This is a genomic window from Streptomyces sp. NBC_00252, from assembly GCF_036187565.1.
In the GTDB taxonomy this organism is placed as follows: domain Bacteria; phylum Actinomycetota; class Actinomycetes; order Streptomycetales; family Streptomycetaceae; genus Streptomyces.
In genome coordinates this window covers 5827685-5850298 of record NZ_CP108087.1, presented here as the reverse complement: position 1 = coordinate 5850298, position 22614 = coordinate 5827685, and the positions used below count along the sequence as shown (strand labels likewise).

The following is a 22614-nucleotide window of genomic DNA, read 5'->3' as shown; positions in this document are numbered from 1 at the left end:
TCGGGTCATGGCACGACCTTCCCGTTACCCGCTTGAGCTCCGCCGTCGCGCGGTGCGCATGGTCGCCGAGGTAGGCGACGACTACCCGAACGAGACGGCCGCCCTGCAGGCGGTGGCCGAGAAGCTCGGCATCGGCTCCCGCGAGACGCTGCGGAACTGGGTGAAGCAGCACGAGATCGACGGGGGCCAGCGTCCGGGAACGACGACGGAGGAGTCCGCCCAGCTCAAGGCGTTGAAGAAGGAGAACGCCGAACTGAAGCGGGCCAACGAGATCCTGAAGGCCGCGGCGAGTTTCTTCGCGGCCGAGCTCGACCGGCCACACACACGCTCGTAGCGTTCATCGACGAGCACCGGGACCGCTTCGGCGGCGTCGAGCCCATCTGCAGGACGCTCACCGAGCACGACTGCAAGATCGCCCCTTCCACCTACTACGCCCACAAGAAACGCCTCGAAGCCCCCTCCGCCCGTTCCGTGCGCGACGAGGAACTCAAAGAGCGCATCCAAGAGGTCCACACGTCCAACTACCGCGTCTACGGGGCCCGCAAGATCTGGCGCGAACTGAACCGGCAGGGACATGCCGTGGCCCGCTGCACCGTCGAGCGCCTCATGCGCGAACTCGGCATCACCGGCGCCGTCCGCGGCAGGAAGGTGATCACCACGCTGCCCGGCGGCCAGGCCGAACGGGCGCCGGACCTGCTGGACCGAGACTTCGTCGCCGACGCCCCCAACCGCTGCTGGGTCGCGGACTTCACCCACGTGAAGACCTGGGCCGGAGTCGTCTACGTCGCCTTCGTCGTGGACACGTTCTCCCGCCGGATCGTCGGCTGGTCCGCGGCCACCGTGAAGGAAACGGTCTTCGTCCTGGACGCCCTGCAGATGGCCGTGTGGCAACGCGACCGCGACCAACACCCAGTTCAGCCAGGCGAGTTGATCCACCACTCGGATGCCGGGTCGCAATATACGAGTTTCCGGCTCGCCGAGCATCTGGACGCCGCCGGCATCGCCGCCTCGATCGGATCGGTCGGCGACGCCTACGACAATGCCCTGATGGAGAGCACGATCGGCCTGTTCAAGACCGAGCTGATCAAGCCCAGACGGCCCTGGAAGTCTCTCTCCCAGGTCGAGTTGGCCACTGCGGAATGGGTCGACTGGTACAACCACCGCCGACTCCACGGTGAGATAGGGCACGTTCCGCCCGTCGAGTACGAAGCCAACCACTACATGGAACCCACGAAACCCCAGGTCACAACCATAATCTGAGATCTCTACCGAACCCGGGGCGGTTCAACCTAATCTTCGGCACCCAGCACGAAAGGGGGCTGGAGAAGATGAAGGACGCCATGTGGACGGTCGATCCTTCATACGGCGTCCGCTACCGCGACCCCAAAGACACGCAACAACAGATGCTGGAGCTCGAACTCGAACCGGATACGGCCCCACTACGGCGGATCTTGCATGACTTCATAGCGGCGTCTCCCGAGGGACGCGTTGTGTCCGAGCTCCAGCGATACACCCTCCTGGAAACCGTCTACAGGCCCTCCCAAGTGATCAAGCTCGTGCGGCAGATGCGCGACGCTGGTGGCGTGGCAACGGAACCTCGTGCCATCAACGCCAGGACACGGGTGACCCTGGCGACGACCCCACCCAACACCAGCTCGGCGGCGGAGCAAGGCGCACTCTGGTGAGGGGGCAGTCCCGAGGGCACATCCAGGGCACATGAGCCTGGGAAACGGCGTGGATCGGTGAGAACTACGGAGAGGTGTTCTCCCTGGTCAGCACACATTACGCCGAGAAACCCCAGGTCATCCCCCCGCCGCTCCCATTCGCTGCACGAGTGGCAGGACTTCAGCCACCGGCTGCACGAGGCGGGGCATCAGCCTTATTGCCTTGTTTGGCCTTGAGGCGGGGGTCCGGCCTTGAGCTGCGGGTTCGGCCTTGAGGTGCGGGTTCGGCGTTGACGTGAGGTGACGTGACGTCGGGTTAGGGGCGGGGTCTTCGGGCCTCGCCTTTTTCGTGCGGGGCCGTGAGCGGTGGACGGCTGTACTCCGCGGCGGAACCGGGCACCAAGACCACCGAGGTGCGGGTGAAGTTCCCGCACCTCTCCGGCATCCGGGGGCGTTCCGGTGCTGACTCCCCTCCCTGAACCCCCGTCACCCCACAGCCACCACAACCCCCTCCGGCGCCGAAACCTCCACCGCCCCCTCCCCCGTCACCGTCACATCCAGCCGCCCCCCACCAACCCGAAGCCCCTTCACGCTCAGCGGCCCGTAGTCGCGAGCAAACGCAGGAGCCACAGTCACCGTCCCTCCCGGCACATCCGCGGTGAGCCCCAGGCCGGCCTGCAGCACGAGCACCGAAGCCGCCGCCGCCCAGGCCTGCGGGCGGCAGGACGCGGGGTAGGGGGCGGGCGCGGGTCCCGCCTCCGTGCCGTGCCCCGCGAAGAGTTCCGGCAGGCGGGATGCGAAGGCCGTCGAGGCCGTCAGCAGACCGGCGGCCAGGGACGCGGCCTCCGCCGGGAAACCGGCCCGCGCCAGGCCGTGTATCGCGATCGCGGTGTCGTGCGGCCAGATCGAACCGACGTGGTAGCCGTAGGGGTTGTAGCCCACCCCGGCGCTGCTGTACGTGCGCAGTCCGTGGCCGGAGTCGAGGTCGGGGGCGGCGAGGCGGGCGGCCAGGAGGGCGCTCTCCTCCGCGTTGAGCAGGCCCGTGCCGAGGAGGTGGCCGAAGCCGGAGGTGACCGAGTCGACCGGCCTGCCGTCGCCGTCCAGGGCGACCGCCGGGAACGGGCCCTTCTCGTCCCGTACCCAGAACCGTTCGCGGAAGCGGGTGGCGAGCCGGTCCGCCCACTCCTCCCACGCGTCCGCGCCCGGGCGGCCGAACGCCCGGAGCAGGGCCGCCCCGGCGCGGGCCGCCTCGTAGGCGTACGCCTGGACCTCGCACAGCGCGATCGGCGGATGGGCGCGGCGGCCGTCGCGGTAGCGGATGGAGTCGTCGGAGTCCTTCCAGCCCTGGTTGGACAGGCCGTGCCCGTCGGTCTGGTCCACGTACTTGAGGAAACCGTCGGCACCCGCCGCGTCCCCCATCCACGCGAGGGCCGCCTCGGCGTGCGGCAGCAGTTCCGCCACCTCGGCCGGTGCCATCCCCCAGCGCCAGGCATCGTGCAGCAGGGTGATCCACAACGGAGTCGCGTCGACCGTGCCGTAGTACACCGGCGGGAGGGACCGGCCGCCCCCCAACTGCAGTGTGGCGCGGCGTACTTCGTGCAGGATCTTGCCGGGCTGCTCCTCCGTCGCCGGGTCGGTGACGGTGCCCTGGCGGCGGGCGAGCGTGCGCAGGGTGCCGGCGGCGAGATCGGTGCCGAGCGGGAGGAGCATGCGGGCGGCCCAGAGCGCGTCGCGGCCGAACAGGGTCAGGAACCAAGGGGCGCCCGCCGCCAGGAACTGGTCCGGGCGAGCCGGGTCCGGCGACTGCGGGTCCGTCAGGCGGAGGCGGTCCAGGTCGGCCAGGGACTGGGCCAGCCACTGGTCGAGGTGACGGTCCGCACTCTTCAACACCGCTGCACCCCAACGGAGTTGACCCGCCGGCGGAGCCGGGAACTGGTCCCCGTCCGCGTACGACGCCGTACAGGTCAGCGTCACGCTCCACGACGCCCCGGGCTCCAACTCCACGTCGTAGGAGTAGGAGAGGTCTTGGGATGCGTCGCGGGGAGCGTTGGGTGATGCGTCGCGGGACGCGGTATGGGCTGCGTTGGGGGACGCGGTGTCGGCTGCCGTGCGAGATGCGTCGCGGGATGCCTCGTAGTGCCGCCGGTCGTCCATCCACGTCCGGACCGTGTTCGGTGCCGGTACCGCCGTCAGTCGTACGGTGAAGTCGTCCGCGGTCCAGGTCACCGTGCCGGTTTCCGCGTCCGCCGTCCTCGGCCGGGTCTCCTCGACGGGGCGTCCCGACTTGACCTGTTCCATGGTCGCGAGGTCGGTTCCGGCGGTCAGGGTGAAGCGGAAGCGGACGTGTTCGCCGCCCGCGTTCGTGATCTCGAAGGTCTCCTCGAAGCGGCCGTCGGCCGTGGTCCTGCGGCGGTGCAGGGCGACCGCCGGGTCCGGGGTGACCTCGCCGAGGCCGCGCAGGATCGACCGGAAGTCCGCGTGGTCCGCGCCGCGCGGGCCGCCCTGGACCGGGGCCAGGGCGATGCCCTCGGCCGTCGCGGTGAGCCGGGACAGGGCCCTGCGGTCACCGTGGTAGAAGCCGTCCGCACCCCCGCTGAGCTGCCCGTCCGTGCGTGAGATGGCGAGGCTCGGCGCGTGCAGGGTGACGACCGCGTCGTGCAGGAACGGCTGCAGGCCCTCGGCGGCGGACGGGGGCGGAGCGACCGAGCCGTCGGTGTCCTGGGTCTTGACAGTGGTGTCCAAGGAAGTAGAACCTCTCAGCGTTGGATCGTTCAAAAGACACTAAGTCAGACGTCAGAGCGATGACAACGGCTTTGGAACGCTAAAACCGAGACAACATCTCCTCAGCAAGTCGGAGAGCCGCATGCCCCGCTCCAGCAGAAGCACCTCGGCCAAGGGTGGTCAGGTGACCCTCACGATGGTCGCCGCCCGCGCCGGGGTCTCCCCGCAGACCGTGTCGAACGCGATCAACTCGCCGGCCATGCTGCGGCCCGAGACCCTGGAGCGGGTGAGCCGCGTCATCGAGGAGATGGGGTACCGCCCCAGCCGCGCCGCGCAGACGCTCCGCACCCGCTCCAGCAGACTCATCGGCTACGGCGTCCAGCCCGGGCCGGCCAGTTCCCCGGTCCTGGACCGCTTCCTGCACGCGCTGTCGCAGGCCGCCGACGAGGCGGGGTACCGGATCCTGCTGTTCGCGGCGCCGCCCGGACTGCCGTCCCTGGACGGCTACGAGGAACTCCTCGACCAGCACGAGGTCGACGGCTTCGTGCTCAGCGGCACCGAGCACGGCGACCCGCGTCAGGCGTGGCTTGCCAAGCGGGACGTGCCGTTCGTCGGCTTCGGGCGGATGTGGTCGGGGCGGCAGATCGGTGACTGGGTCGACGTCGACGGCGCCTCGGGCACGGACGCCGCGGTCGAGCATCTGGTCTCCCTCGGGCATCGCCGGATCGCGTTCCTGGGCTGGGAGCGCGGTTCCTCCGCCGCCGGTGACGACCGTGCCGAGGGCTGGCTGCGGGCGATGCGGCGGCACGGTCTGCCGACCCGGGGGCGGCGTGCGCAGTCCGTGAACGAGATCGACGCGGCCCGCACCGCCGTACGGCCGCTCCTGGACGGGGGCGCGACCGCGGTGATCGCGGCGAGCGACATGCTCGCGCTCGGCTGCTACCAGACCCTGCGCGAACGCGGCGCGGCCCCCGGCCGTGACGTGGCCGTCGTCGGCTTCGACGACTCCCCCACCGCCGGACTGCTCTTCCCCGCCCTGACCTCCGTGGCCCAGCCTCTGGAGGAGGTCGGCCGAGAGTGCGTACGCCTGCTCCTCGCCAGGATCGGGGCGCCGGACGCGGCACCTGAACGGCTGCTGCTGGAGCCGTCGTTGGTGGTGCGGGACAGCGCGCAGGCGGTGCGGGGCGGGGCGGCCGGCGGTAGACCGACGGGCACCGGTCCGGTCAACGGCGGCTCGGGGGAAGGCAGTTCAGGCAGCGGCGGGGCAGGCAGCGGGTCGGCGCAGAGCAGCGCCCCAGGCAGCGACTCGGCAGTCGGCGACGCCCCGAGCGACAGCGCGCCGGGCAGCGGATCGGCGTCGAGCGGATCGGCGAGCGGCAGCGTGCCCGGCAGCAGCTCAGCGGACAACAACAGTCCGGCGCACGGCAGTTCAGCAAGCAGCAGCCCTGCGGGCAGCAGCGCAGCCGGCAGCGGATCGGCGCAGAGCAGCGCCCCAGCCAGCGGCGGGGCAGGCAGCAACGCCCCCAGCGACAGCGCGTCGGGCAGCGGATCGGCGTCGAGCGGATCGGCGAGCAGCAGCACGCCCGGCAGCAGTTCAGCGCACGGCAGTTCAGCGAGCGGCAGCTCTAACGGAAGCAGCGCAACAAGGGGCGGATCGGCGCACACCAGCGCCCCAGGCAGCGACTCGGCAGTCGGCGACGCCCCGAGCGGCAGCGCGTCCGCGGAATCCGCCTTAGCCGAATAGCAACTCCCAAGCCGAGCAGCGAACCGCCACCACCGCGGCCTTCGCGCGCACCTCAGCCGGATACCGGGCAGCGCCCCACACCCACTCGCCACCAGCGCGCCCCCTCAACTCGCCTCACCCCAGACCCACTTCACCCCGCTTCTCCTCAACTCGCCCCACCTCCTCGACTCGCCTCACCCCAGACCCACTTCACCCCATCCCCCTAACCCGCCTCACCCCAGCCCCACTTCACCCCACACCCCCCTCAACTCCCGCCACCCCAGCCCCACTTCACCCCACCCCCTCCTCCCCCACCCCCGGACCCGCGCCCCCAAGCCGTCCGGGTGGAGCCGCCCGCATCATCCGTAACCCTCGGAGGAATTTCATGGTCAACCGTCCGGCCGTCACGGCCCTCGTGTCCTGTGTGGTGCTGCTGGCCGGCACCGGCTGTTCGTCGGATTTCGGCGGTGGCAAGACCGCGCAGGACAGCAGCTCGAAGCAGCATCTGACCGTGCTGATCGCCAGTTCCGGTGACGCGGAGACGAAGGCCGTCAAGGACGCGGCGGCCGCGTACGCGAAGGAGTCCGGCAACACGGTGACCGTGGATGTCGCCAAGGACATCAACCAGCAGCTGGCGCAGTCCTTCGCGGGGCACAAGCCGCCGGACGCGTTCTACGTCAACTCCGACCAGTTCGCCAACTACGCGAAGGCCGGCTCCCTTTACCCGTACGGCGACAAGGTCGAGGACGTGGGCGACTTCTCCGCGCAGCTGCGGACCTCGTTCACGTACGACGGGAAGCTGGTGTGTCTGCCGAAGGACAACTCCACGCTCGGGCTCGCCATCAACACCGATCTGTGGAAGAAGGCCGGGCTGACCGACAAGGACTACCCGACCACCTGGGCCCAGTTGAAGACGGTCGCCGCGAAGCTGACCAAGGGCAAGGTCACCGGCCTGGTCGTCAACGGGGAGTGGGCGCGGCTGGGCGTGTTCATGAGGGAGGCGGGTGGGTGGATCACCGACGCCGGTCAGACGAAGATGACCGCCGACAGCGCCCAGAACGTCGAGGCGCTCACCTACGTACGGTCCCTGCTCGCGTCCGGTGCGCTGAAGTTCGCCAAGCAGGTCGACACCAACTGGGGCGGTGAGGCCCTCGGCACCGGCAAGGCCGCGATGACCGTCGAGGGCAACTGGCTCAGCGGCGGCATGCAGGCCGACTACCCGAACGTGAAGTACGCGGTGGTGCCGCTGCCCGCGGGCCCGTCCGGCAAGGGCACGCTCGCCTTCAGCCAGTGCTGGGGCGTGGCCAAGGACAGCGCGCACCGGGCGGCGGCCGTGGATCTGGTGAAGTACCTGACGACCAGCGCACAGCAGGTGAAGAACGCCGCCGCGTTCGGTGTGATGCCCTCCCGCACCAGCGCCCAGGCCGAGTACGTGAAGCAGAATCCTTCCGCCAAGGCATGGGTGGACGGCAGCGCCTACGCGCAGGGCCCGGTGACCATCGCCGGTTTCGACAAGGTCCTCACGCAGTTCAACACCGAGCTCGCGGCGCTGGCCACCACCGACCCGAAGAAGATCCTCGCCGACCTGCAGAGCAACGGCGAACAGGCCCTCACGAAGGGCGACTGACCCGCCATGTCTCCCCGTGACACCGCCGCCGCGGTGACAGGCGGCACCCCCCTGACGGCCGACTCGCCGGGCGCACCTGACACGCCCGGCGGGTCCGGCCCGGCCGCGGCGCCCCGCGCCAGGAACACCCCGCGTGCGGGGCGCCGCGCCGAACGGACCTGGGGCTGGCTGTTTGTCAGCCCGATGGTGATCGTGCTGGGCCTCTTCCTGGTGCTGCCGATCCTGATGGCCCTGTGGGTCAGCATGCTGCACTGGGACGGGCAGTCCAACCCGTTCAGCGGGCAGGCCAAGTTCGTCGGCCTCGACAACTACCGTTCCCTGCTCACCGAGAACGGCCTCGACCGCACCCTGTTCGCGACCGCGCTGCGCAACAACTTCTACTACGTCGTGCTGACCGTGCCGCTGCAGACGGTCCTGGCGCTGAGCCTGGCGCTGATCGTCAACCAGCGGATGCTGCGCGGCCGTAGCGCGCTGCGGACCGTCTTCTTCTTTCCGTCGGTGACCAGTTCCATCGCGGTCTCCACGGTCTTCCTCTTCCTGTTCCAGGGCAGTGGAGCGGTCAACACCCTGTTGTCCTGGCTGGGGTTGAAGGGGCCGAACTGGTTCAACGACCCGCGCGGGGTCCTCTCGCTGCTGCTGGGCGGGCTCGGTCTCGTCGACCCCGAGCATCCCTCGGGGGCGCTGGCCCACCACGCGTTCATGGGGCTGTCCTGGTTCGACTGGCTGTCCGGGCCGTCCGTCGCGATGTGCACGATCATCCTGCTCGCCGTGTGGACGACCTCCGGCACCTTCATGCTGATCTTCCTCGCGGCCCTGCAGAACATCCCCCGGGAACTGGAGGAGTCGGCCGCCATCGAGGGCGTCAACCGCTTCCAGATGCTGCGCCATGTGACGCTGCCCGCGCTGCGGCCGGTCCTGTTCCTCGTCCTCACCCTCGGCATGATCAGCACCTGGCAGGTCTTCGACCAGGTGTACGTCATGGGTCAGGGCGCCCCCGGCAACACCACCCTCACCCCGGCCTATCTGTCGTACTCGACGGCCTTCGACGACGCCAACTACGGGCAGGGCGCGGCCATCGCGTTCCTGCTGCTCGCCCTGATCCTGACCATGACCGCCCTGCAACGTCTCGCGCTGCGCGAGCGCGGCGGGCGCCGCCTCCGGAGGAAGCGATGACCGCCAAGTCCACGCCGGTGCGGACCGAGGCCCGGGGGCGGGGGCAGGGGCTGCCCGTGCTCGGCCGTTTCCCGCTCGCCCTGCGGATCCTCGGGTACACGCTGGTCACGGCCGTGGGGCTGCTGTATCTGATGCCGTTCGTGATCCAGCTCGTGACCGGGTTCAAGACGGACCCGGACGCGGCGGCGCATCCGCTCGGGCTGATCCCCACCACGCCGACGACCGCCGCCTACCAGCGGCTGTTCGGGCTCGGCCAGGCCGGTGAGGGGGTGCCGTTCCTGCGCTGGCTGGGCAACTCGACGTTCATCGCGGTGGTGGTCACCGCCGGGCGGGTGCTGTTCGACTCGATGGCCGGCTACGCGCTCGCCCGGCTCCGCTTCCCCGGCCGCACCCTGCTGTTCGGCTTCGTCCTCGCCGTGATGGCGGTGCCCGGGGTGGCCCTGCTGATCCCGCGGTTCCTGGTCCTCAACACGCTCGGGCTGTTCGACACCTACACCGGCATGATCCTGCCGATCATGGTGGACGCGGCCGGGATCTTCATCATGAAGCAGTTCTTCGAGGCGATCCCCCGCGAGGTGGAGGAGGCGGCGCGGGTCGACGGCGCCGGTGTCTTCCGTATCTTCTGGTCGATCGTGCTGCCCATGGCCCGGCCGGCCCTGCTCACCCTGACGATCCTGTCCTTCCAGGGCTCGTGGAACGAGTTCACGCACTTCCTGGTCGCGACCCAGTCGAGCCAGTACGAGACCCTCACCACCGGTCTCGCCCGGCTGGTCTCCGGCGGCCTCGGCGGCGGCACCCAGTACCCGCTGAAGCTGGCGGCGGCGCTGCTGTCGACCCTTCCGGTCGCCGCCCTGTTCTTCTGCTTCCAGCGCTACTTCGTGCAGGACGCGAACGCCGGGGCGGTCAAGGAGTAGCGGGTGGCGGGACGGGCGGCACCGTTTGTACAGTGCGGCCCTGAGCCCGACAGCCGGCATGCCAGGATGATGATCTGACAGCCACTCACCAAGACGGAGCCTGGCCCCATGACCTCTCCCAGCGGAGACGGCAGTGGCGCGCAGCCACTGATCATCGACACCAGCAAGCCCCACCCGGCCCGGATGTACGACTACTTCCTCGGCGGCAAGGACCACTACGAGGTCGACCGGGAGGCCGCCGAGCAGTTCATCAAGGCGGCACCGGAGGTGCGGGAAGGGGTCCGGGCGAACCGGCGCTTCATGCACCGGGCCGTCCAGCACGTCGTCGCCGAGGGCGGGGTGCGCCAGATCCTCGACATCGGCACCGGCCTGCCCACCGAGCCGAACGTGCACCAGATCGCGCACGCCATCGCCCCGGACACCCGGATCGTCTACGTCGACAACGACCCGATCGTCAGCACCCACTCGATGGCCCTCATGGAGGACACCGACACCTCCGTCATCCTGGCCGACCTGCGCGACCCCCGCTCGATCCTCGACCACCCCGAGGTCCGCAAGGCCATCGACTTCGACCAGCCGATCGCGGTGCTCCTGGTCGCCGTCGTGCACTTCCTGTCCGACGAGGGCGATCCCTACGGCATCGTCGCCACCCTGCGCGACGCCCTGCCGACCGGTTCCTACCTCGTCCTCTCGCACGCCACCGGCGACGTCCACGAGGACGGCCGGCACGACGCGGCCTCCGTCTACAACCGGGCCACCGCCACCCTCAACCTCCGCAGCCACGCCCAAGTCCTGGACTTCTTCGGCGACTTCACCCTCGTCGACCCGGGCCTGGTCCGCGTCACGCACTGGCGCCCGGAGGAGACCCCGGCACCGGGCGCCGCACCGATCGGGATCTACGGCGGAGTGGCCCGCAAGGACAACTAGCCCCCGGCGTACGGCAGTTGGCCACCCAGCCCGCCCGGACCGCGCAACCTGCCGTGGTCCGGGCGGAGTCGGACACCCCGCCGCGCACCAGGCCGTCCCCCGGGTGAGGGTGGTGCCAGCTGCACCCCGGACCGGGCAGCCCACCCCCTCGTGGCGGAAGCCCGCCGACGGCATCGTTGATCCCGCAAGGCCAAGGTCGACGACTCCGCCGGAAGGACCCCCCTGCCATGTCCCACACCGCCGTCTCCCTCACGAAGAACGCCCGCACCACCCGGCCGTCCGCCACCCGGCGAACCCCGAGCGCCACGCCCCGCGTCATGCCCCTCTGGCAGGCGATGGCCCAGCTGTTCACCCCGGCCGACGGCACCACAAGCCCGTGAAATCCCCAGCCGTCGGCCTCTGTTGAGCGGTGCCGCGCCGGACCCCCTGTCCGGCACAGCGTCGGGAAAGCGCCTCGAAAGCCGGGCCCCGGGAGTCACCCCGCGTGCACCTCGCGTTCACGCCCCCCGCGAAGCATGCGGCTCATGAGACGTGTCACCCCCGCCCTGGTCCTGGGCATCACCGCGCTGCTGGCCACCCCCTTCGCCGCCCAGGCCGCCCCCGGCGGCGGCGACGCCCACACCGACAGCTTCGGCACGAAGGCCGTGTACCAGCCGGAGCAGAACTCCCGCTCGTACCAGAAGGTCCCGGCCGGCTTCACCCCCGTCTTCACCGAGAACGTGTCCCGGCACGGTTCCCGTTCCGCGACCGACAGCTCGGACGGCGACCTGATCCTCGCGCTCCTCGACAAGGCCCAGGCCGAGGGCCAACTCACCGTGAAGGGACGGGAGTTCGGGCCGAAGGCCAAGGCCCTCGAAGCCGCCATGAGCACCATCGGGTACGGGAACCTCAGCGCGCGCGGCAAGGAGGAGATCCACGACACCGCCGTACGCATGGCGAAGCGGCTGCCGACCCTCTTCGCGTCGATCGCGAAGAAGAAGGAGCCCATCGACGTCGTCAGCTCGGGTCAGGGCCGCGCGGTCGACAGCGCCAACCTCTACGGCGCCGCCCTCGCCCAGACCGACCCCGACCTGACCTCCCTGATCGGCACCACCCGTACCGACAAGGACCTCCTGTACTTCCACAAGGCCGACGGGGGTGCCGCGTACCGCGACTACATCGCCAACGACCAGCGGCTCGCCACCACCCTGAAGACCCTCACCGACCAGCCGAAGACGCACCGCGCCGCCCGTGACGTACTGAGGAAGCTGTTCAAGCCGGCGTTCGTGGACCGGATCACGGCGGGCGAGTTCGCGTCGATCGGCACCGACGTCGAGGCCGCCACCGCCGTCTACAACCTGTACGCCATCGCCCCCGCGATGAGCGAGGAGAGCCCGGGCGGCAAGGGCTGGGGCATGGACCGGTACATCTCGGCGGCCGACGCCGACTGGTTCGGGTACGTCTCCGACACCGAGGACTTCTACGAGAAGGGGCCGGGCTTCGCGGACAGCGACATCACGTACAAGATGGCCGGCGTCCTGCTCGACGACTTCTTCAAGAAGGCCGAGGCCGAGCGCGACGGCACCAGCGACCTGGGCGCCGAACTCCGCTTCACGCACGCCGAGGAGATCATCCCGCTGGCCGCGCTGATGGGCCTCCCGGGCAGCACCCGGGGCGTCACCGCCAAGCACCCGTACACCTACGCCACCAACTCCTGGCGCGGCGCGGACGTCGCCCCCCTCGGCTCCAACATCCAGTGGGACGTCTTCCGCAAGGGCAGCACCTACCTCGTCCGCATGCTCTACAACGAGAAGGAGACCGCGTTCAAGGCGGGCTGCCGTCCCGTCTCCAAGGGCAGCAAGTTCTACGACCTGAACGAACTGGAGCGCTGCTTCGGCCGGACGTCCTCCAACGGCTGACCGGGCGACCGGCCGACTCCCGCCCCGGGCACGTCAGTTCCGCAGGCCCGGCCGCGTGCCCCGGGGCCCGGGCCGCGGTTCCGCCACGCCGCCGACCGTGAAGCCGATCACCGAGCCGCCGCCGTCCCGCCGTAGCGCGAAGGGCGCTCCGCCGTGGGCGAGGGCGACCTCGCGGACGATGGAGAGGCCGAGGCCGGAGCCGGGGAGGGAGCGGGCGTCGGCGGCGCGGTAGAAGCGGTCGAAGATGCGGAAGAGGTCGGTCTCGGAGACGCCGGGGCCCCGGTCGAGGACTTCGACGCGGACCGTGCCGGGGCGGGCCGGGCCGGAGACCGCGATCTCGATCGGGGTCTGGCCCGCGCGGTCGAACTTGGCCGCGTTCTCCACGAGGTTGGAGATCGCGCGCTGGAGCATGCCGGGTCGGCCGTCGGTCGTCGTGTCGCCGCTCGCGCGGACGGTGATGTCCCGGCCGGTGCGACGGCGGGCTAGGCCCGCGACGTCCTCCGCGATGTCGGCGAGGTCGACCTGCTGCGGCGGCTCGGTGTCGGACTGCCCGGCCGCCAGATCCACCAACTCGTTGACCAGATCGGTGAGTTCGCGGGCCTCCTGGGAGAGGTCGGCGACCAGTTCCTCGCGCGTGGCGGGCGGCAGCTCGTCGATCCGCCGCAGCAGCGAGATGTTCGTACGCAGCGAGGTCAGCGGGGTGCGGAGCTCGTGGCCCGCGTCCTGGATCAGCCGGCGCTGGTCCTCCTCCGACTGCGCGAGCCGGCCCAGCATCCGGTCGAAGGCGCGGCCCAGGCGGCCCACCTCGTCGTAGCCCGTGACGGGGACCTGCACGCCGAGGCGGCGGGTGCGGGCCACGTCCTCGGCGGCGGCGGTCAGCACGATCAGCCGGCGCGTGATGCGCCGCGCCAGCCACCAGCCGCACAGCCCGGCCAGCACCACCACGGCCGCCATCAGCACGAACGTCCGCTGCTGCAGGGCCCGCAGCAGATCCTCCGTGTCGCTGAACTCCTGCGCGACCTGCACCGCGCCCCGCCCGGCACCGAGCGAGACGGTCGCGATGCGGTACACGTCCTCGCCGACGGCGACGTCCTTGTGCTCCGCCGTCTTCCCGGCGATCCGATCGCCCGCGATCGCCCGGTCGTCGCCGGTGACGGGCAGCGCGGGGCTGCCGCTGTCGAGGACCCCGCCGTCCGGGCCGAGCACCTGCACGTCCGTGCGGGCCGGGCGCACGATGTCGTGGCCGGGAGCGGAGGACGAGAAGTCGTCCGGGGTCATCTGGTGCGTGCGCACCTCGTCCTGGAGATCCTGGACGACCTGGTCGAACACGGACTCCTGGTCGACGCGGACCAGCCGGGCCGCCGCGCCGTACGACAGCACGCCGACGAGCAGGGTGACGGCCGCGGTCACCGCCGCGAAGGACACCACGAACGTGGTGCGCAGCGAGACGAGCCTGGGTCGCCTGGTGGCCACGAACCGCCGCAGGCGGCCCACTCAGTCCTCCCGCAGCACGTAACCCACGCCGCGCACCGTGTGGATCAGCTGCGGCGCGCCGGGCTCGTCGAGCTTGCGGCGCAGGTAGCCGACGTAGACGGCGAGGTTCTTGGAGCCGGGGCCGAAGTCGTAGCCCCAGATGCGGTCGTAGATCGTGGAGTGGTCCAGGACGATGCCCGCGTTGCGGACGAGGAGTTCCAGGAGCTCGAACTCGGTCCGGGTCAGCTCCAGTTCACGCTCGTCGCGCCAGACGCGGCGGGCCTGGAGGTCCATGCGGAGACCGGCCGCGGAGATCTGCTTGTCGGAGGACATCGTCGTGTGCGGGTCGTCCCGGAGTACGTCGGGGAGGACACCGGACGCTCCGGACGGGGCGGGGGTTCCGGGGACGCCGTTCGCCGCGACCGGGCTGGTGCGGCGGAGGAGGGCGCGGAGCCTGGCGAAGACCTCTTCCACGTCGAAGGGCTTCACGACGTAGTCGTCGGCGCCCGCATCGAGACCGGCGATCCGGTCGGCCGTCTCGACCAGGGCGGTGAGCATGAGGATCGGGGTGCGGTCGCCCTCCGCGCGCAGCACCCGGCAGACCTGGAGGCCGTCGATGCCGGGCATCATGACGTCGAGGAGCAGGACGTCCGGCGGAGTGCGGTGCGCCTGCGCGAGCGCCTCGACACCGTCGGCGACCGCGGTCACCTGGTAGCCCTCCAGGGTCAGGGCCCGCTCCAGGGCATGACGGATGGCGCGGTCGTCTTCAGCGAGCAGCACAGTCTGGGGCACGTCACCCAGTGTGCCAAGGCCTCCGGCGGTGGGGCGGTGGGGGCGGGTCTACGATCACCCTTTTTACCTGGCTCTCACCGAGGTGGGCGCAACCTGGGCTTTGCTCCTACCGTCTTCTCACGGTCGGGTGGGCGGGGGCTGGGTGGAGCTCGGCCCGAGTTCGGGGCGGGCGTACCTGGGGGCTGCGCCCCCAGACCCCCGTCGGCTCTGAAGGGGCCTTGTCCTCAAACGCCGGACGGGCTGATTTTCGCCGGCCGGGGTGGAAGGGCGTGGCCCCAATGGATGGGCCGGAGGGGCGGATGGTGTGCCCTCGCGCTCACACACCGGATCAGCTGTGGCCCCAGCGGGTGGGTGGGGGATCGGGATGGCGTGCGCCAGTCCTCAAACGCCGGACGGGCTGATGTTCAGCGCCGCCAGTTGGTCCGCGAACGGTACGACCGCCGGCCCGTCCGCCGGGTGGGTCGCCGACAGGCCCTGCATCAGGGTGGCCAGCTCTCCCGCCGCTCGGTCGATGCGTTCCGGGAGGCCTTCCGCACCCCAGTCCTCCGAGGCGGCGTAGACCGCGGTGGGGAGGACGACCGCTCGGAGGTAGGCGAAGAGGGGGCGGAGGGCGTGGTCCAGGACGAGGGAGTGGCGGGCGCTGCCGCCCGTCGCCGCGATGAGGACCGGCTTGCCGACCAGGGCGTCCTTCTCCAACACGTCGAAGAAGGACTTGAACAGTCCGCTGTACGACGCCGAGAACACCGGGGTGACGGCGATCAGGCCGTCCGCCTCCGTCACCGCGGTCAGCGCTGCCGCGAGCTTCTTGCCGGGGAAGCCGTTGGTGAGGTTGTGGGCTATCTCGACCGCGAGGTCGCGCAGCTCCACGACCTGTATCTCCGCCGGGACGCGGTCCGCCGTGGCGGTGGCCAGGCGGTCGGCCAGGAGGCGGGTGGACGAGGGAACGCTCAGCCCCGCCGAGACGACTACGAGCTTCATACGACGCTCACCTCTTCAGCGGACTCGGTGGACTTGGCGGACTTGGCGGACTTGAGGGACTCGTGGGTCGGCGCGTCCGGCACGTCCGCCGGGCGGTTCGCCTCGAACTCCTTGCGCAGGACCGGTACGACCTCCTCGCCGAGCAGGTCGAGCTGCTCCAGGACCGTCTTGAGCGGCAGCCCGGCGTGGTCCAGCAGGAACAGCTGGCGCTGGTAGTCACCGGCGTACTCCCGGAACGCGAGCGTCTTCTCGATGACCTCCTCCGGGGAGCCGACCGTCAGCGGGGTCTGGTCGGTGAAGTCCTCCAGGGAGGGCCCGTGGCCGTAGACCGGGGCGTTGTCGAAGTACGGGCGGAACTCGCGGACCGCGTCCTGGGAGTTCTTCCGCATGAAGACCTGCCCACCCAGCCCGACGATCGCCTGCTCCGGCGTGCCGTGGCCGTAGTGCGCGTAGCGCTCCCGGTACAGCTCGACCATCCGCTTGGTGTGGTCGGCCGGCCAGAAGATGTTGTTGTGGAAGAACCCGTCGCCGTAGAAGGCCGCCTGCTCGGCGATCTCGGGGCTGCGGATCGAACCGTGCCAGACGAACGGCGGTACGTCGTCCAGCGGACGCGGTGTCGACGTGAAGCCCTGGAGCGGGGAGCGGAACTTGCCCTCCCAGTTCACGACGTCCTCGCGCCACAGCCGGCGGAGCAGGGCGTAGTTCTCGATCGCGAGGTTGATGCCCTGGCGGATGTCCTGGCCGAACCACGGGTACACCGGGCCGGTGTTGCCGCGGCCCATCATCAGGTCCACGCGGCCGTCGGCCAGGTGCTGGAGCATCGCGAAGTCCTCCGCGATCTTCACCGGGTCGTTGGTGGTGATGAGCGTGGTGGAGGTGGAGAGGATCAGCTTCTCCGTCTGCGCCGCGATGTACCCGAGCATCGTGGTGGGCGACGACGGCACGAACGGCGGGTTGTGGTGCTCCCCGGTCGCGAAGACGTCGAGCCCGACCTCCTCGGCCTTCAGCGCGATGGCGACCATGGCCTTGATGCGCTCCCGCTCGGTCGGCGTCCGTCCGGTGGTCGGGTCCGGCGTGACATCCCCGACACTGAAGATCCCGAACTGCATGGTCGTTCACCCTCCAGGTTGTTGACTATTCAACTATACCCTCCAACGGCTGCCTTGGCGCACATATTCCGGCGGGGTGCGGGGTGTGGGCGTGGGGTGGGGGCGTGGGGTGGAGGGTGGATGGCGGTGCGGGGAGCGGGTGGGGTGGGGTTGGTGGCGGCGGCTGGGGTGGCTCGCGCGGGGCGGATGCAGGTGCCTGGGCCGACCCGGGCGGGCTCGAGGCCGGTACGCGGGAGCGGGCCGCGCGGGCTCGATGCCAGTGCGCGGGAGCGGGCCGCGCGGGGCTGACGCCGGTGCTGGGAGCGGTCCGAGTGGGGCTGACGCGGTGCTGGGAGCGGTCCGGGTGGGATCGGTGCCCGTGCCTGGGTCGGCCCTCGCGGGGCGGATACCGGTGCCGGGACAGGCGGGCGCTGGCCCGATGCCGCCTTCTGGGCGGGTCCGCCCCGGGTGTTCCGGCCGCCCCGGCACCCCCTCCCACCCCCACCCCCATCACCTCCCACCCGTTGTCAGTGGCGCGTCCTACGATCGCTTCATGGCCGCGCCGGACCGTGACACCCGAGGGATCGTCGACCCCGCCGAGCTCCTCGCGCGCGTGCGCTTCCGTCGTCCCGAGCCCGCCGAGCCCCTCCGCCCGTACATCGAGCACTACTGGCTCATCGACTGGGACCTGACCGAGCCCTACGTCTCTCATGTCGTCCCGCACCCGGCCGTGCACATCGTTTTCCAGCGGCTCGCCGGCGAGGACGCCTTCGTCGAGGTCGCGGGCATCCCGCACGGCCTCTTCGCCCAGAAACTGGAGGGGCGGGGACGGGTCTGCGGCATCAAGTTCCGGCCCGGCGCCTTCCGTTCGGTCGCGCCGGAGCGCCCGGTGTCGGAGTGGACGGGACGACGGGTCCGGCAACCCGAGGTGTTCCCCGACACCGACCCCGCCACGGTCCTGGACCCCGCCGACGAGACCGCCCGCGTCGCCGCGCTCGACGCCTTCCTGCTCGCCCTCGGCCCCCGCCCCGACCCGCAGGCCGAACTCGCGGCCACCCTGGTCGACCGCATCCGCACCGACCGCACGATCCGCCGCGTGACCGACTTCGCCCGCGCGGAGGGCCTCTCCGTACGGCTGCTGCAACGCCTCTTCGCCGGCTACGTCGGCGTCGGCCCGAAGTGGGTCATCCTGCGCTACCGCATCCACGACGCCCTGGAGCGAGCGGGAGTCGACGAGCCCGTGGACTGGGCGACCCTGGCCGCCGACCTCGGCTACGCCGACCAGGCCCACCTGATCCGCGACTTCACAGCCACGGTCGGCGTGACCCCGACGACATACGCCCAGGGCGCACGGGGCGCAGAGGGGACACGCTGACACCGGTTCCCTGAAGCCGGGTTCCCTGGCAAAGAAGTACGAACTGGGCAGACCTGCTGAGCCCCCCTGTCGAATACACGCAAGGACAACCCACCCAAGGGGCGCGGGGAACTGCGCGACCAGCCACATCGCACCCGCAGCCGTCTCCGAACGCAAGCCCCCGTTCTCTTAGGCGAACGCAACACACCGACGCCCCTGACCCCGCCCCCCCAAATCCGCTTGACCACCCCCCACCCCCTCCCCGATATTTATCTGCGTGACACAGACACTGCACGACACAAACAAAACAGCCGACGAACCCCCCGACCCCAAAACCCCACCCCTCCCCACCCCCACCCCCACCCGCTGGGCAATCCTCGCCATCGTCCTCGCCGCCGACGTCCTCGACCTCCTCGACTCGACGATCACCAACATCGCCGCCCCGACCATCGCAAGAGACCTCGGTGGCGGCCCCGCCCTCGTCCAGTGGCTCGGCGCCTCCTACGCCCTCGCCCTCGGCGTCCTCCTCGTCCCCGGCGGCCGGCTCGGCGACCGGTACGGACGGCGGCGGGTCTTCCTCATCGGACTCGCGGGGTTCGTCGCCGCCTCCCTGGCCTGCGGGCTCGCACCCGGCCCCGCCTTCCTGGTCGTCGCCCGGCTCGCGCAGGGCGCCTTCGGAGCGCTGCTCATCCCCCAGGGCTTCGGCATCCTCGGCGCGACCTGGCCGCGTGAGCGGATCGGCCAGGCATTCAGCCTGTTCGGGCCGGTGATGGGGCTGTCGGCCGTCGGCGGGCCGATCCTCGCGGGGTTCCTGATGGACGCCGATCTCGGCGGCCTCGGCTGGCGCCCCATGTTCCTCATCAACCTCCTCCTCGGCGGCGCCGCCCTCCTCGCCGCCCTCCGCCTCCTCCCCCACGACACCGGCGACGGCACCGCCCCCGTCGACGGCCCGGGCTCCGCCCTCATCGCGGGCGCCATGCTCGGCCTGCTCGGCGGGATCATCTACGGCTCCGCGCACGGCTGGACCGGACCCGCCCCCGCCCTCCTGCTCCTCGGCCTCGTCCTCTTCGCCGGGTTCTGCCACCGCCAGCGCACCGCGCCCGACCCCCTCATCCGCCCCTCACTCCTCCACAACCGCGGCTTCACCGCCGGTCTCCTCCTCGGAGTCGTCGCCTTCGCCGCCGTCGCCGGGCTCCTCTACGTCATCTCCCTCTACCTCCAGCAAGGCCTCGGCCGCTCCCCCGCGGGCACCGCGCTCGGCCTGATCCCGCTCTCCGCCGGCATCGTCGTCGCGTCGATCGCCTGCTACCGCCTCATCCACCGCCACGGCCGCCGCCTCGCCGCCGCGGGTCTCGTGATCATCCTCGCGGGCTGCGGCCACCTCGCTGCCCTTGTCGCCAACTCCGGTACAGGAGTGGGCAGTTGGGCGCTCGTCCCGCCTCTCCTCCTCGTCGGCCTCGGCATGGGCACCTGCTTCGGCACCGTCTACGACGTCACCATCGGCGACATCGAACCGGCCGAAGCCGGCAGCGCCAGCGGCTCGCTCAACGCCGTGCAGCAACTGGCCAACGCGACGGGCGCAGCGGCCGTGACCACCGTGTATTTCGCGGCAGTCGGCGCCGGGGCGGCCCACGCGCTGCTCGTCAGCCTCGGTGTCGTCGGCGCGGCCGTCGCCCTGTGCCTGTGTCTCGTACGGCTGCTGCCGCGCGCGGCGCCGGCGGAGCAGGGGCACTGAGCGCCGACGCGTCCGCCCGCCCGCTGGTAGCTTTCGCAGCGGCCGGACGACAGCGGGAAGAGAGCACGGTGAACCGAACCCAGACCCTGACCCGTTGGTTCACCCAGGACAACAACCCCATCCAGGTCTTCGGGACCGTCGCCGCGATCGTCGTCGGCGCGATCGCGGTGCGCCCGATCGGCACCTCCGGCACCGGGCTCGCGGTGCTGTGTCTGCTCGTCCTGGTCTCGCTGATGACGTGCACCCGGCTCATCCCCGAGGGGCGGCTGTCCCCGCGCGCGCAGCTCACGGTGCTGTGCGTCTGGTCGCTCGGGGCCGCCGCACTGCTGGCTCTCGACCACTCCGGGGCGTCGGCCCTGTTCGCGTACTTCGTCACCGGGCACGCCGGGTACCGCCTCGACAGCCGCCTTTCGCTTCCCTTCGCCGCGTGCACCAGCGCCCTGTGCGCGGGGGTGCTGCTCGTGCCATGGGGCGGCCACCACACGTCATGGATCGTGGGCGCCTTCACCGGGGTCAGCGTGCTGGTCGGCATCTCCAACCGCGCCCACACCGAGGCACTGCGCTCCGCGCGGGCCGCCGCCGAGCAGGCGGAGCTGGCCGCGCGGGCCGAGGCACGGGCCGAGACGCTCGCCGAGCGGGCCCGGATAGCCCGGGACGTGCACGACGTACTGGCCCACTCGCTGGCCGGGGTGAACATGCAACTGGAGGTCACCGACGCCCTGTTGGAGTCCGGTGACATCGGGCGGGCCCGGGAGGCGGCCCAGCGGGCGCAGAGCCTGGTGCGCTCGGGGCTGACCGAGGTGCAGCGCACGGTCGGGGACCTGCGCGAGGAGGCGCTGCCGCTGGTGGAGACGCTGCGGTCCATGCTCGACTCCGCGACCGACGCCGGTACCCTGACCGTCGACGGGCCGCCGCGTGAACTGCCCGTCCGCCGCACCCAGGTGATCGTGCGCTGCGCCCAGGAGGCGCTGACCAACGCGCACAAGTACGCGCCCGGCGCCCCGGTCCGTATGCGCCTGGAGTACCTGGAACAGCGGGAGGGGCTCCCGGAGGAGACCGTCCTCGAGGTGGTCAACTCCGCGCCGCCGGAGGGTTCTCGGCCCTTGGCGGGAGCCGGGAGCGGCATGGGACTTGTCGGGATGCGCGAGCGCCTCGACCTGGTGGGCGGCACGGTCTCGGCCGGGCCGATCGTGGACGGCGACGACGCAGGAGGATGGCGAGTGCGCGTGGTGATCCCGGCATGAGCGACGAGCAGCAGGGGCAGGGAGAGGGCCGGCGCGAGCAGCAGGCGCTGGTCCGGGTGGTCGTCGCCGACGACCAGACCGCCGTGCGCGAGGCGCTGGCGACCGTACTCGATCTGCAGCCCGGCGTGGAGGTCGTCGCCACGGCCAAGGACGGCGGGGAGGCCGTGCGGGCCGCCGAGGAGCACTCGCCCGACGTGATCCTCATGGATCTCAACATGCCGCGCATGGACGGGGTCGAGGCCACCCGGCTGGTCTCCGAGCGCTTCCCCGGGGTCGCCGTCGTGGTGCTCACCACCTTCGCCGACGAGGAGTACATCCTCGCCGCGCTCGGTGCCGGTGCCCGCGGCTACCTCACCAAGGAGTCCGGTCGGCAGGACATCACCCGCGCGGTGCGGGCCGCGGCGGCCGGGCAGTCCGTGCTCGACCCCGCCGTACGGGACCGGCTCGTCGCCGCCGCCGCGCGGGGCGGGGTCCCCGCCGAGCGGCCGGGCAGCGGGCTCGCCCCGGACCTCACCCCCCGGGAGATCGAGGTCCTCACCCTGATCGGCGAGGGCCTGACCAACCGGGGCATCGCGGAGCGGCTGGTGGTCAGTGAGGCCACGGTGAAGACCCATATCAACAACCTCTTCTCCAAGGCTCAGCTGCGGGACCGGGCGCATGCCGTGAAGTACGCGTTCACCCACGGACTGGTGAAGACCCAGGGGTGAGGGTCCCGGCCGGTGCCAGGAGGCGGACGCGGGCCAGCAGCAGGAACACCCGGGTGAGGACCATGGCCAGCGCCATGATGACGAAGAACGGTGCGATGGCGTCCTGCGCTATGTGGTGGTCCAGCATGAACGTGCCGAGGTGGTCGCGGAACCAGGTGTTGTGCTCGGCGAGGTAGATGAAGGCGACGCGCAGGGCGACCACCGCCGTCCAGATCGCCACGAAGCCCGCACCGCACCGCACCGGGTGTGCACCTTGCCGGTGCCCGGGTCCCGCTCCACGCCGGTCGTGAGCGTCGCGACAAGACCGCAGGCCAGGCCGATCGCGGCGCCCACCAGATAGACGACCACGTCGGCGTGCTGGCCGGGCATTCCCTTCAGGTAGAAGTAGCCCACCGCGGACACCGTGCCGATCGGCATCAGCACCTTGTGCAGGTCGTACTTCCGGCGTCCGTACTGCGTCAGCATCATCACCGCGAAGATGCCCCCGCTGATCGTCAGCGCCTGCTCCATGTCCGTCATGACGTCGCACTCCTCGGTCTCCGGCGGTGGGTCCGCCGCGCGTTTTCCTGAGCACGACTCTTCCGCCGGAGCCGGAA

19 protein-coding genes are annotated in these 22614 nt (G+C 71.0%); 13 read left to right on the top strand and 6 right to left on the bottom strand.

Annotation, left to right across the window (positions count from 1 at the left end):
• Positions 1 to 7: 7 nt before the first annotated feature.
• Both OHT77_RS25775 and OHT77_RS25770 read left to right on the top strand, forming a co-directional pair.
• Positions 8 to 1260, top strand: a protein-coding gene (locus OHT77_RS25775; RefSeq protein WP_328829066.1) for an IS3 family transposase whose coding sequence is annotated in 2 segments (ribosomal slippage) — positions 8 to 290 and positions 290 to 1260 — 1254 coding nt in all. Because the reading frame shifts where the segments join, the coding sequence is not laid out codon by codon here.
• Positions 1261 to 1328: 68 nt separating this feature from the next.
• Positions 1329 to 1685, top strand: coding sequence for a hypothetical protein (locus tag OHT77_RS25770; RefSeq protein WP_328830830.1), 357 nt, complete (start codon positions 1329 to 1331; stop codon positions 1683 to 1685).
• Positions 1686 to 2150: 465 nt separating this feature from the next.
• On the opposite strand, the gene OHT77_RS25765 is transcribed toward OHT77_RS25770, so the two are convergent.
• Complete coding sequence (locus OHT77_RS25765; protein ID WP_328830829.1) at positions 2151 to 4406, bottom strand: amylo-alpha-1,6-glucosidase; 2256 nt, start codon at positions 4404 to 4406, stop codon at positions 2151 to 2153.
• Positions 4407 to 4527: 121 nt separating this feature from the next.
• On the opposite strand from OHT77_RS25765, the gene OHT77_RS25760 reads away from it, so the two are divergent.
• The 7 genes from OHT77_RS25760 (at position 4528) to OHT77_RS25730 (ending at position 12647) form a co-directional block, all read left to right on the top strand.
• The gene (locus OHT77_RS25760) at positions 4528 to 6129 is read left to right on the top strand and encodes a LacI family DNA-binding transcriptional regulator (RefSeq protein WP_328830828.1); all 1602 of its coding nucleotides are present in this window, start codon (positions 4528 to 4530) and stop codon (positions 6127 to 6129) included.
• A gap of 364 nt (positions 6130 to 6493) precedes the next feature.
• Positions 6494 to 7735, top strand: coding sequence for a sugar ABC transporter substrate-binding protein (locus OHT77_RS25755; protein WP_328830827.1), 1242 nt, complete (start codon positions 6494 to 6496; stop codon positions 7733 to 7735).
• 6 nt (positions 7736 to 7741) lie between these two features.
• Entirely contained in the window at positions 7742 to 8908 is a 1167-nt protein-coding gene (locus tag OHT77_RS25750; RefSeq protein ID WP_328830826.1) for a carbohydrate ABC transporter permease, read from the top strand.
• Complete coding sequence (locus OHT77_RS25745) at positions 8905 to 9822, top strand: carbohydrate ABC transporter permease (RefSeq protein ID WP_328830825.1); 918 nt, start codon at positions 8905 to 8907, stop codon at positions 9820 to 9822. The genes OHT77_RS25750 and OHT77_RS25745 overlap by 4 nt, the downstream gene beginning before the upstream one ends.
• Positions 9823 to 9930: 108 nt before the next feature.
• On the top strand, positions 9931 to 10749 hold the full coding sequence (locus tag OHT77_RS25740) for an SAM-dependent methyltransferase (RefSeq protein WP_328830824.1): 819 nt from the start codon (positions 9931 to 9933) through the stop codon (positions 10747 to 10749).
• A 227-nt stretch (positions 10750 to 10976) separates the two neighbouring features.
• A complete protein-coding gene (locus tag OHT77_RS25735) occupies positions 10977 to 11129 on the top strand; it encodes a hypothetical protein (RefSeq protein ID WP_328830823.1) in 153 nt (50 codons plus the stop codon).
• 144 nt (positions 11130 to 11273) lie between these two features.
• Entirely contained in the window at positions 11274 to 12647 is a 1374-nt protein-coding gene (locus OHT77_RS25730; RefSeq protein ID WP_328830822.1) for a histidine-type phosphatase, read from the top strand.
• A 33-nt stretch (positions 12648 to 12680) separates the two neighbouring features.
• Here OHT77_RS25730 and OHT77_RS25725 read toward each other — a convergent pair whose 3' ends face one another.
• The 4 genes from OHT77_RS25725 to OHT77_RS25710 all read right to left on the bottom strand — a co-directional run bounded on the left by OHT77_RS25725 (position 12681) and on the right by OHT77_RS25710 (position 16999).
• Positions 12681 to 14141 carry a sensor histidine kinase gene (locus OHT77_RS25725; protein WP_328830821.1) on the bottom strand — a complete coding sequence of 487 codons (1461 nt, stop codon included), beginning with the start codon at positions 14139 to 14141 and terminating at the stop codon, positions 12681 to 12683.
• A complete protein-coding gene (locus tag OHT77_RS25720; RefSeq protein ID WP_328830820.1) occupies positions 14142 to 14912 on the bottom strand; it encodes a response regulator transcription factor in 771 nt (256 codons plus the stop codon).
• Positions 14913 to 15293: 381 nt separating this feature from the next.
• Positions 15294 to 15890, bottom strand: a complete 597-nt coding sequence (locus OHT77_RS25715) for an FMN reductase (protein WP_328830819.1) — start codon at positions 15888 to 15890, stop codon at positions 15294 to 15296.
• Positions 15887 to 16999 (bottom strand): LLM class flavin-dependent oxidoreductase, encoded by a 1113-nt coding sequence (locus OHT77_RS25710; protein WP_328830818.1) that lies wholly within the window; start codon positions 16997 to 16999, stop codon positions 15887 to 15889. The genes OHT77_RS25715 and OHT77_RS25710 overlap by 4 nt, the downstream gene beginning before the upstream one ends.
• 532 nt (positions 17000 to 17531) lie before the next feature.
• Here OHT77_RS25710 and OHT77_RS25705 point away from each other — a divergent pair.
• The 4 genes from OHT77_RS25705 (at position 17532) to OHT77_RS25690 (ending at position 22018) form a co-directional block, all read left to right on the top strand.
• Entirely contained in the window at positions 17532 to 18353 is an 822-nt protein-coding gene (locus tag OHT77_RS25705) for a helix-turn-helix domain-containing protein (RefSeq protein WP_328830817.1), read from the top strand.
• A gap of 256 nt (positions 18354 to 18609) precedes the next feature.
• The gene (locus OHT77_RS25700) at positions 18610 to 20067 is read left to right on the top strand and encodes an MFS transporter (protein WP_328830816.1); all 1458 of its coding nucleotides are present in this window, start codon (positions 18610 to 18612) and stop codon (positions 20065 to 20067) included.
• A gap of 68 nt (positions 20068 to 20135) precedes the next feature.
• On the top strand, positions 20136 to 21311 hold the full coding sequence (locus OHT77_RS25695; protein ID WP_328830815.1) for a sensor histidine kinase: 1176 nt from the start codon (positions 20136 to 20138) through the stop codon (positions 21309 to 21311).
• The gene (locus OHT77_RS25690; RefSeq protein WP_328830814.1) at positions 21308 to 22018 is read left to right on the top strand and encodes a response regulator transcription factor; all 711 of its coding nucleotides are present in this window, start codon (positions 21308 to 21310) and stop codon (positions 22016 to 22018) included. Before OHT77_RS25695 ends, OHT77_RS25690 begins: the two co-directional genes overlap by 4 nt.
• 108 nt (positions 22019 to 22126) lie before the next feature.
• On the opposite strand, the gene OHT77_RS25685 is transcribed toward OHT77_RS25690, so the two are convergent.
• A complete protein-coding gene (locus OHT77_RS25685) occupies positions 22127 to 22537 on the bottom strand; it encodes a hypothetical protein (protein WP_328830813.1) in 411 nt (136 codons plus the stop codon).
• Between the last annotated feature and the right edge of the window lie 77 nt (positions 22538 to 22614).

Excerpts from the sequence above, each read along its gene's own strand:
- OHT77_RS25770 (WP_328830830.1), top strand. The coding sequence starts at position 1,329 with ATGAAGGACGCCATGTGGACGGTCGATCCTTCATACGGCGTCCGCTAC.
- OHT77_RS25760 (WP_328830828.1), top strand. The coding sequence starts at position 4,528 with ATGCCCCGCTCCAGCAGAAGCACCTCGGCCAAGGGTGGTCAGGTGACC.
- OHT77_RS25755 (WP_328830827.1), top strand. The coding sequence starts at position 6,494 with ATGGTCAACCGTCCGGCCGTCACGGCCCTCGTGTCCTGTGTGGTGCTG.
- OHT77_RS25750 (WP_328830826.1), top strand. The coding sequence starts at position 7,742 with ATGTCTCCCCGTGACACCGCCGCCGCGGTGACAGGCGGCACCCCCCTG.
- OHT77_RS25745 (WP_328830825.1), top strand. The coding sequence starts at position 8,905 with ATGACCGCCAAGTCCACGCCGGTGCGGACCGAGGCCCGGGGGCGGGGG.
- OHT77_RS25740 (WP_328830824.1), top strand. The coding sequence starts at position 9,931 with ATGACCTCTCCCAGCGGAGACGGCAGTGGCGCGCAGCCACTGATCATC.
- OHT77_RS25735 (WP_328830823.1), top strand. The coding sequence starts at position 10,977 with ATGTCCCACACCGCCGTCTCCCTCACGAAGAACGCCCGCACCACCCGG.
- OHT77_RS25730 (WP_328830822.1), top strand. The coding sequence starts at position 11,274 with ATGAGACGTGTCACCCCCGCCCTGGTCCTGGGCATCACCGCGCTGCTG.
- OHT77_RS25715 (WP_328830819.1), bottom strand. The coding sequence starts at position 15,890 with ATGAAGCTCGTAGTCGTCTCGGCGGGGCTGAGCGTTCCCTCGTCCACC.
- OHT77_RS25710 (WP_328830818.1), bottom strand. The coding sequence starts at position 16,999 with ATGCAGTTCGGGATCTTCAGTGTCGGGGATGTCACGCCGGACCCGACC.
- OHT77_RS25705 (WP_328830817.1), top strand. The coding sequence starts at position 17,532 with ATGGCCGCGCCGGACCGTGACACCCGAGGGATCGTCGACCCCGCCGAG.
- OHT77_RS25690 (WP_328830814.1), top strand. The coding sequence starts at position 21,308 with ATGAGCGACGAGCAGCAGGGGCAGGGAGAGGGCCGGCGCGAGCAGCAG.
- OHT77_RS25685 (WP_328830813.1), bottom strand. The coding sequence starts at position 22,537 with ATGACGGACATGGAGCAGGCGCTGACGATCAGCGGGGGCATCTTCGCG.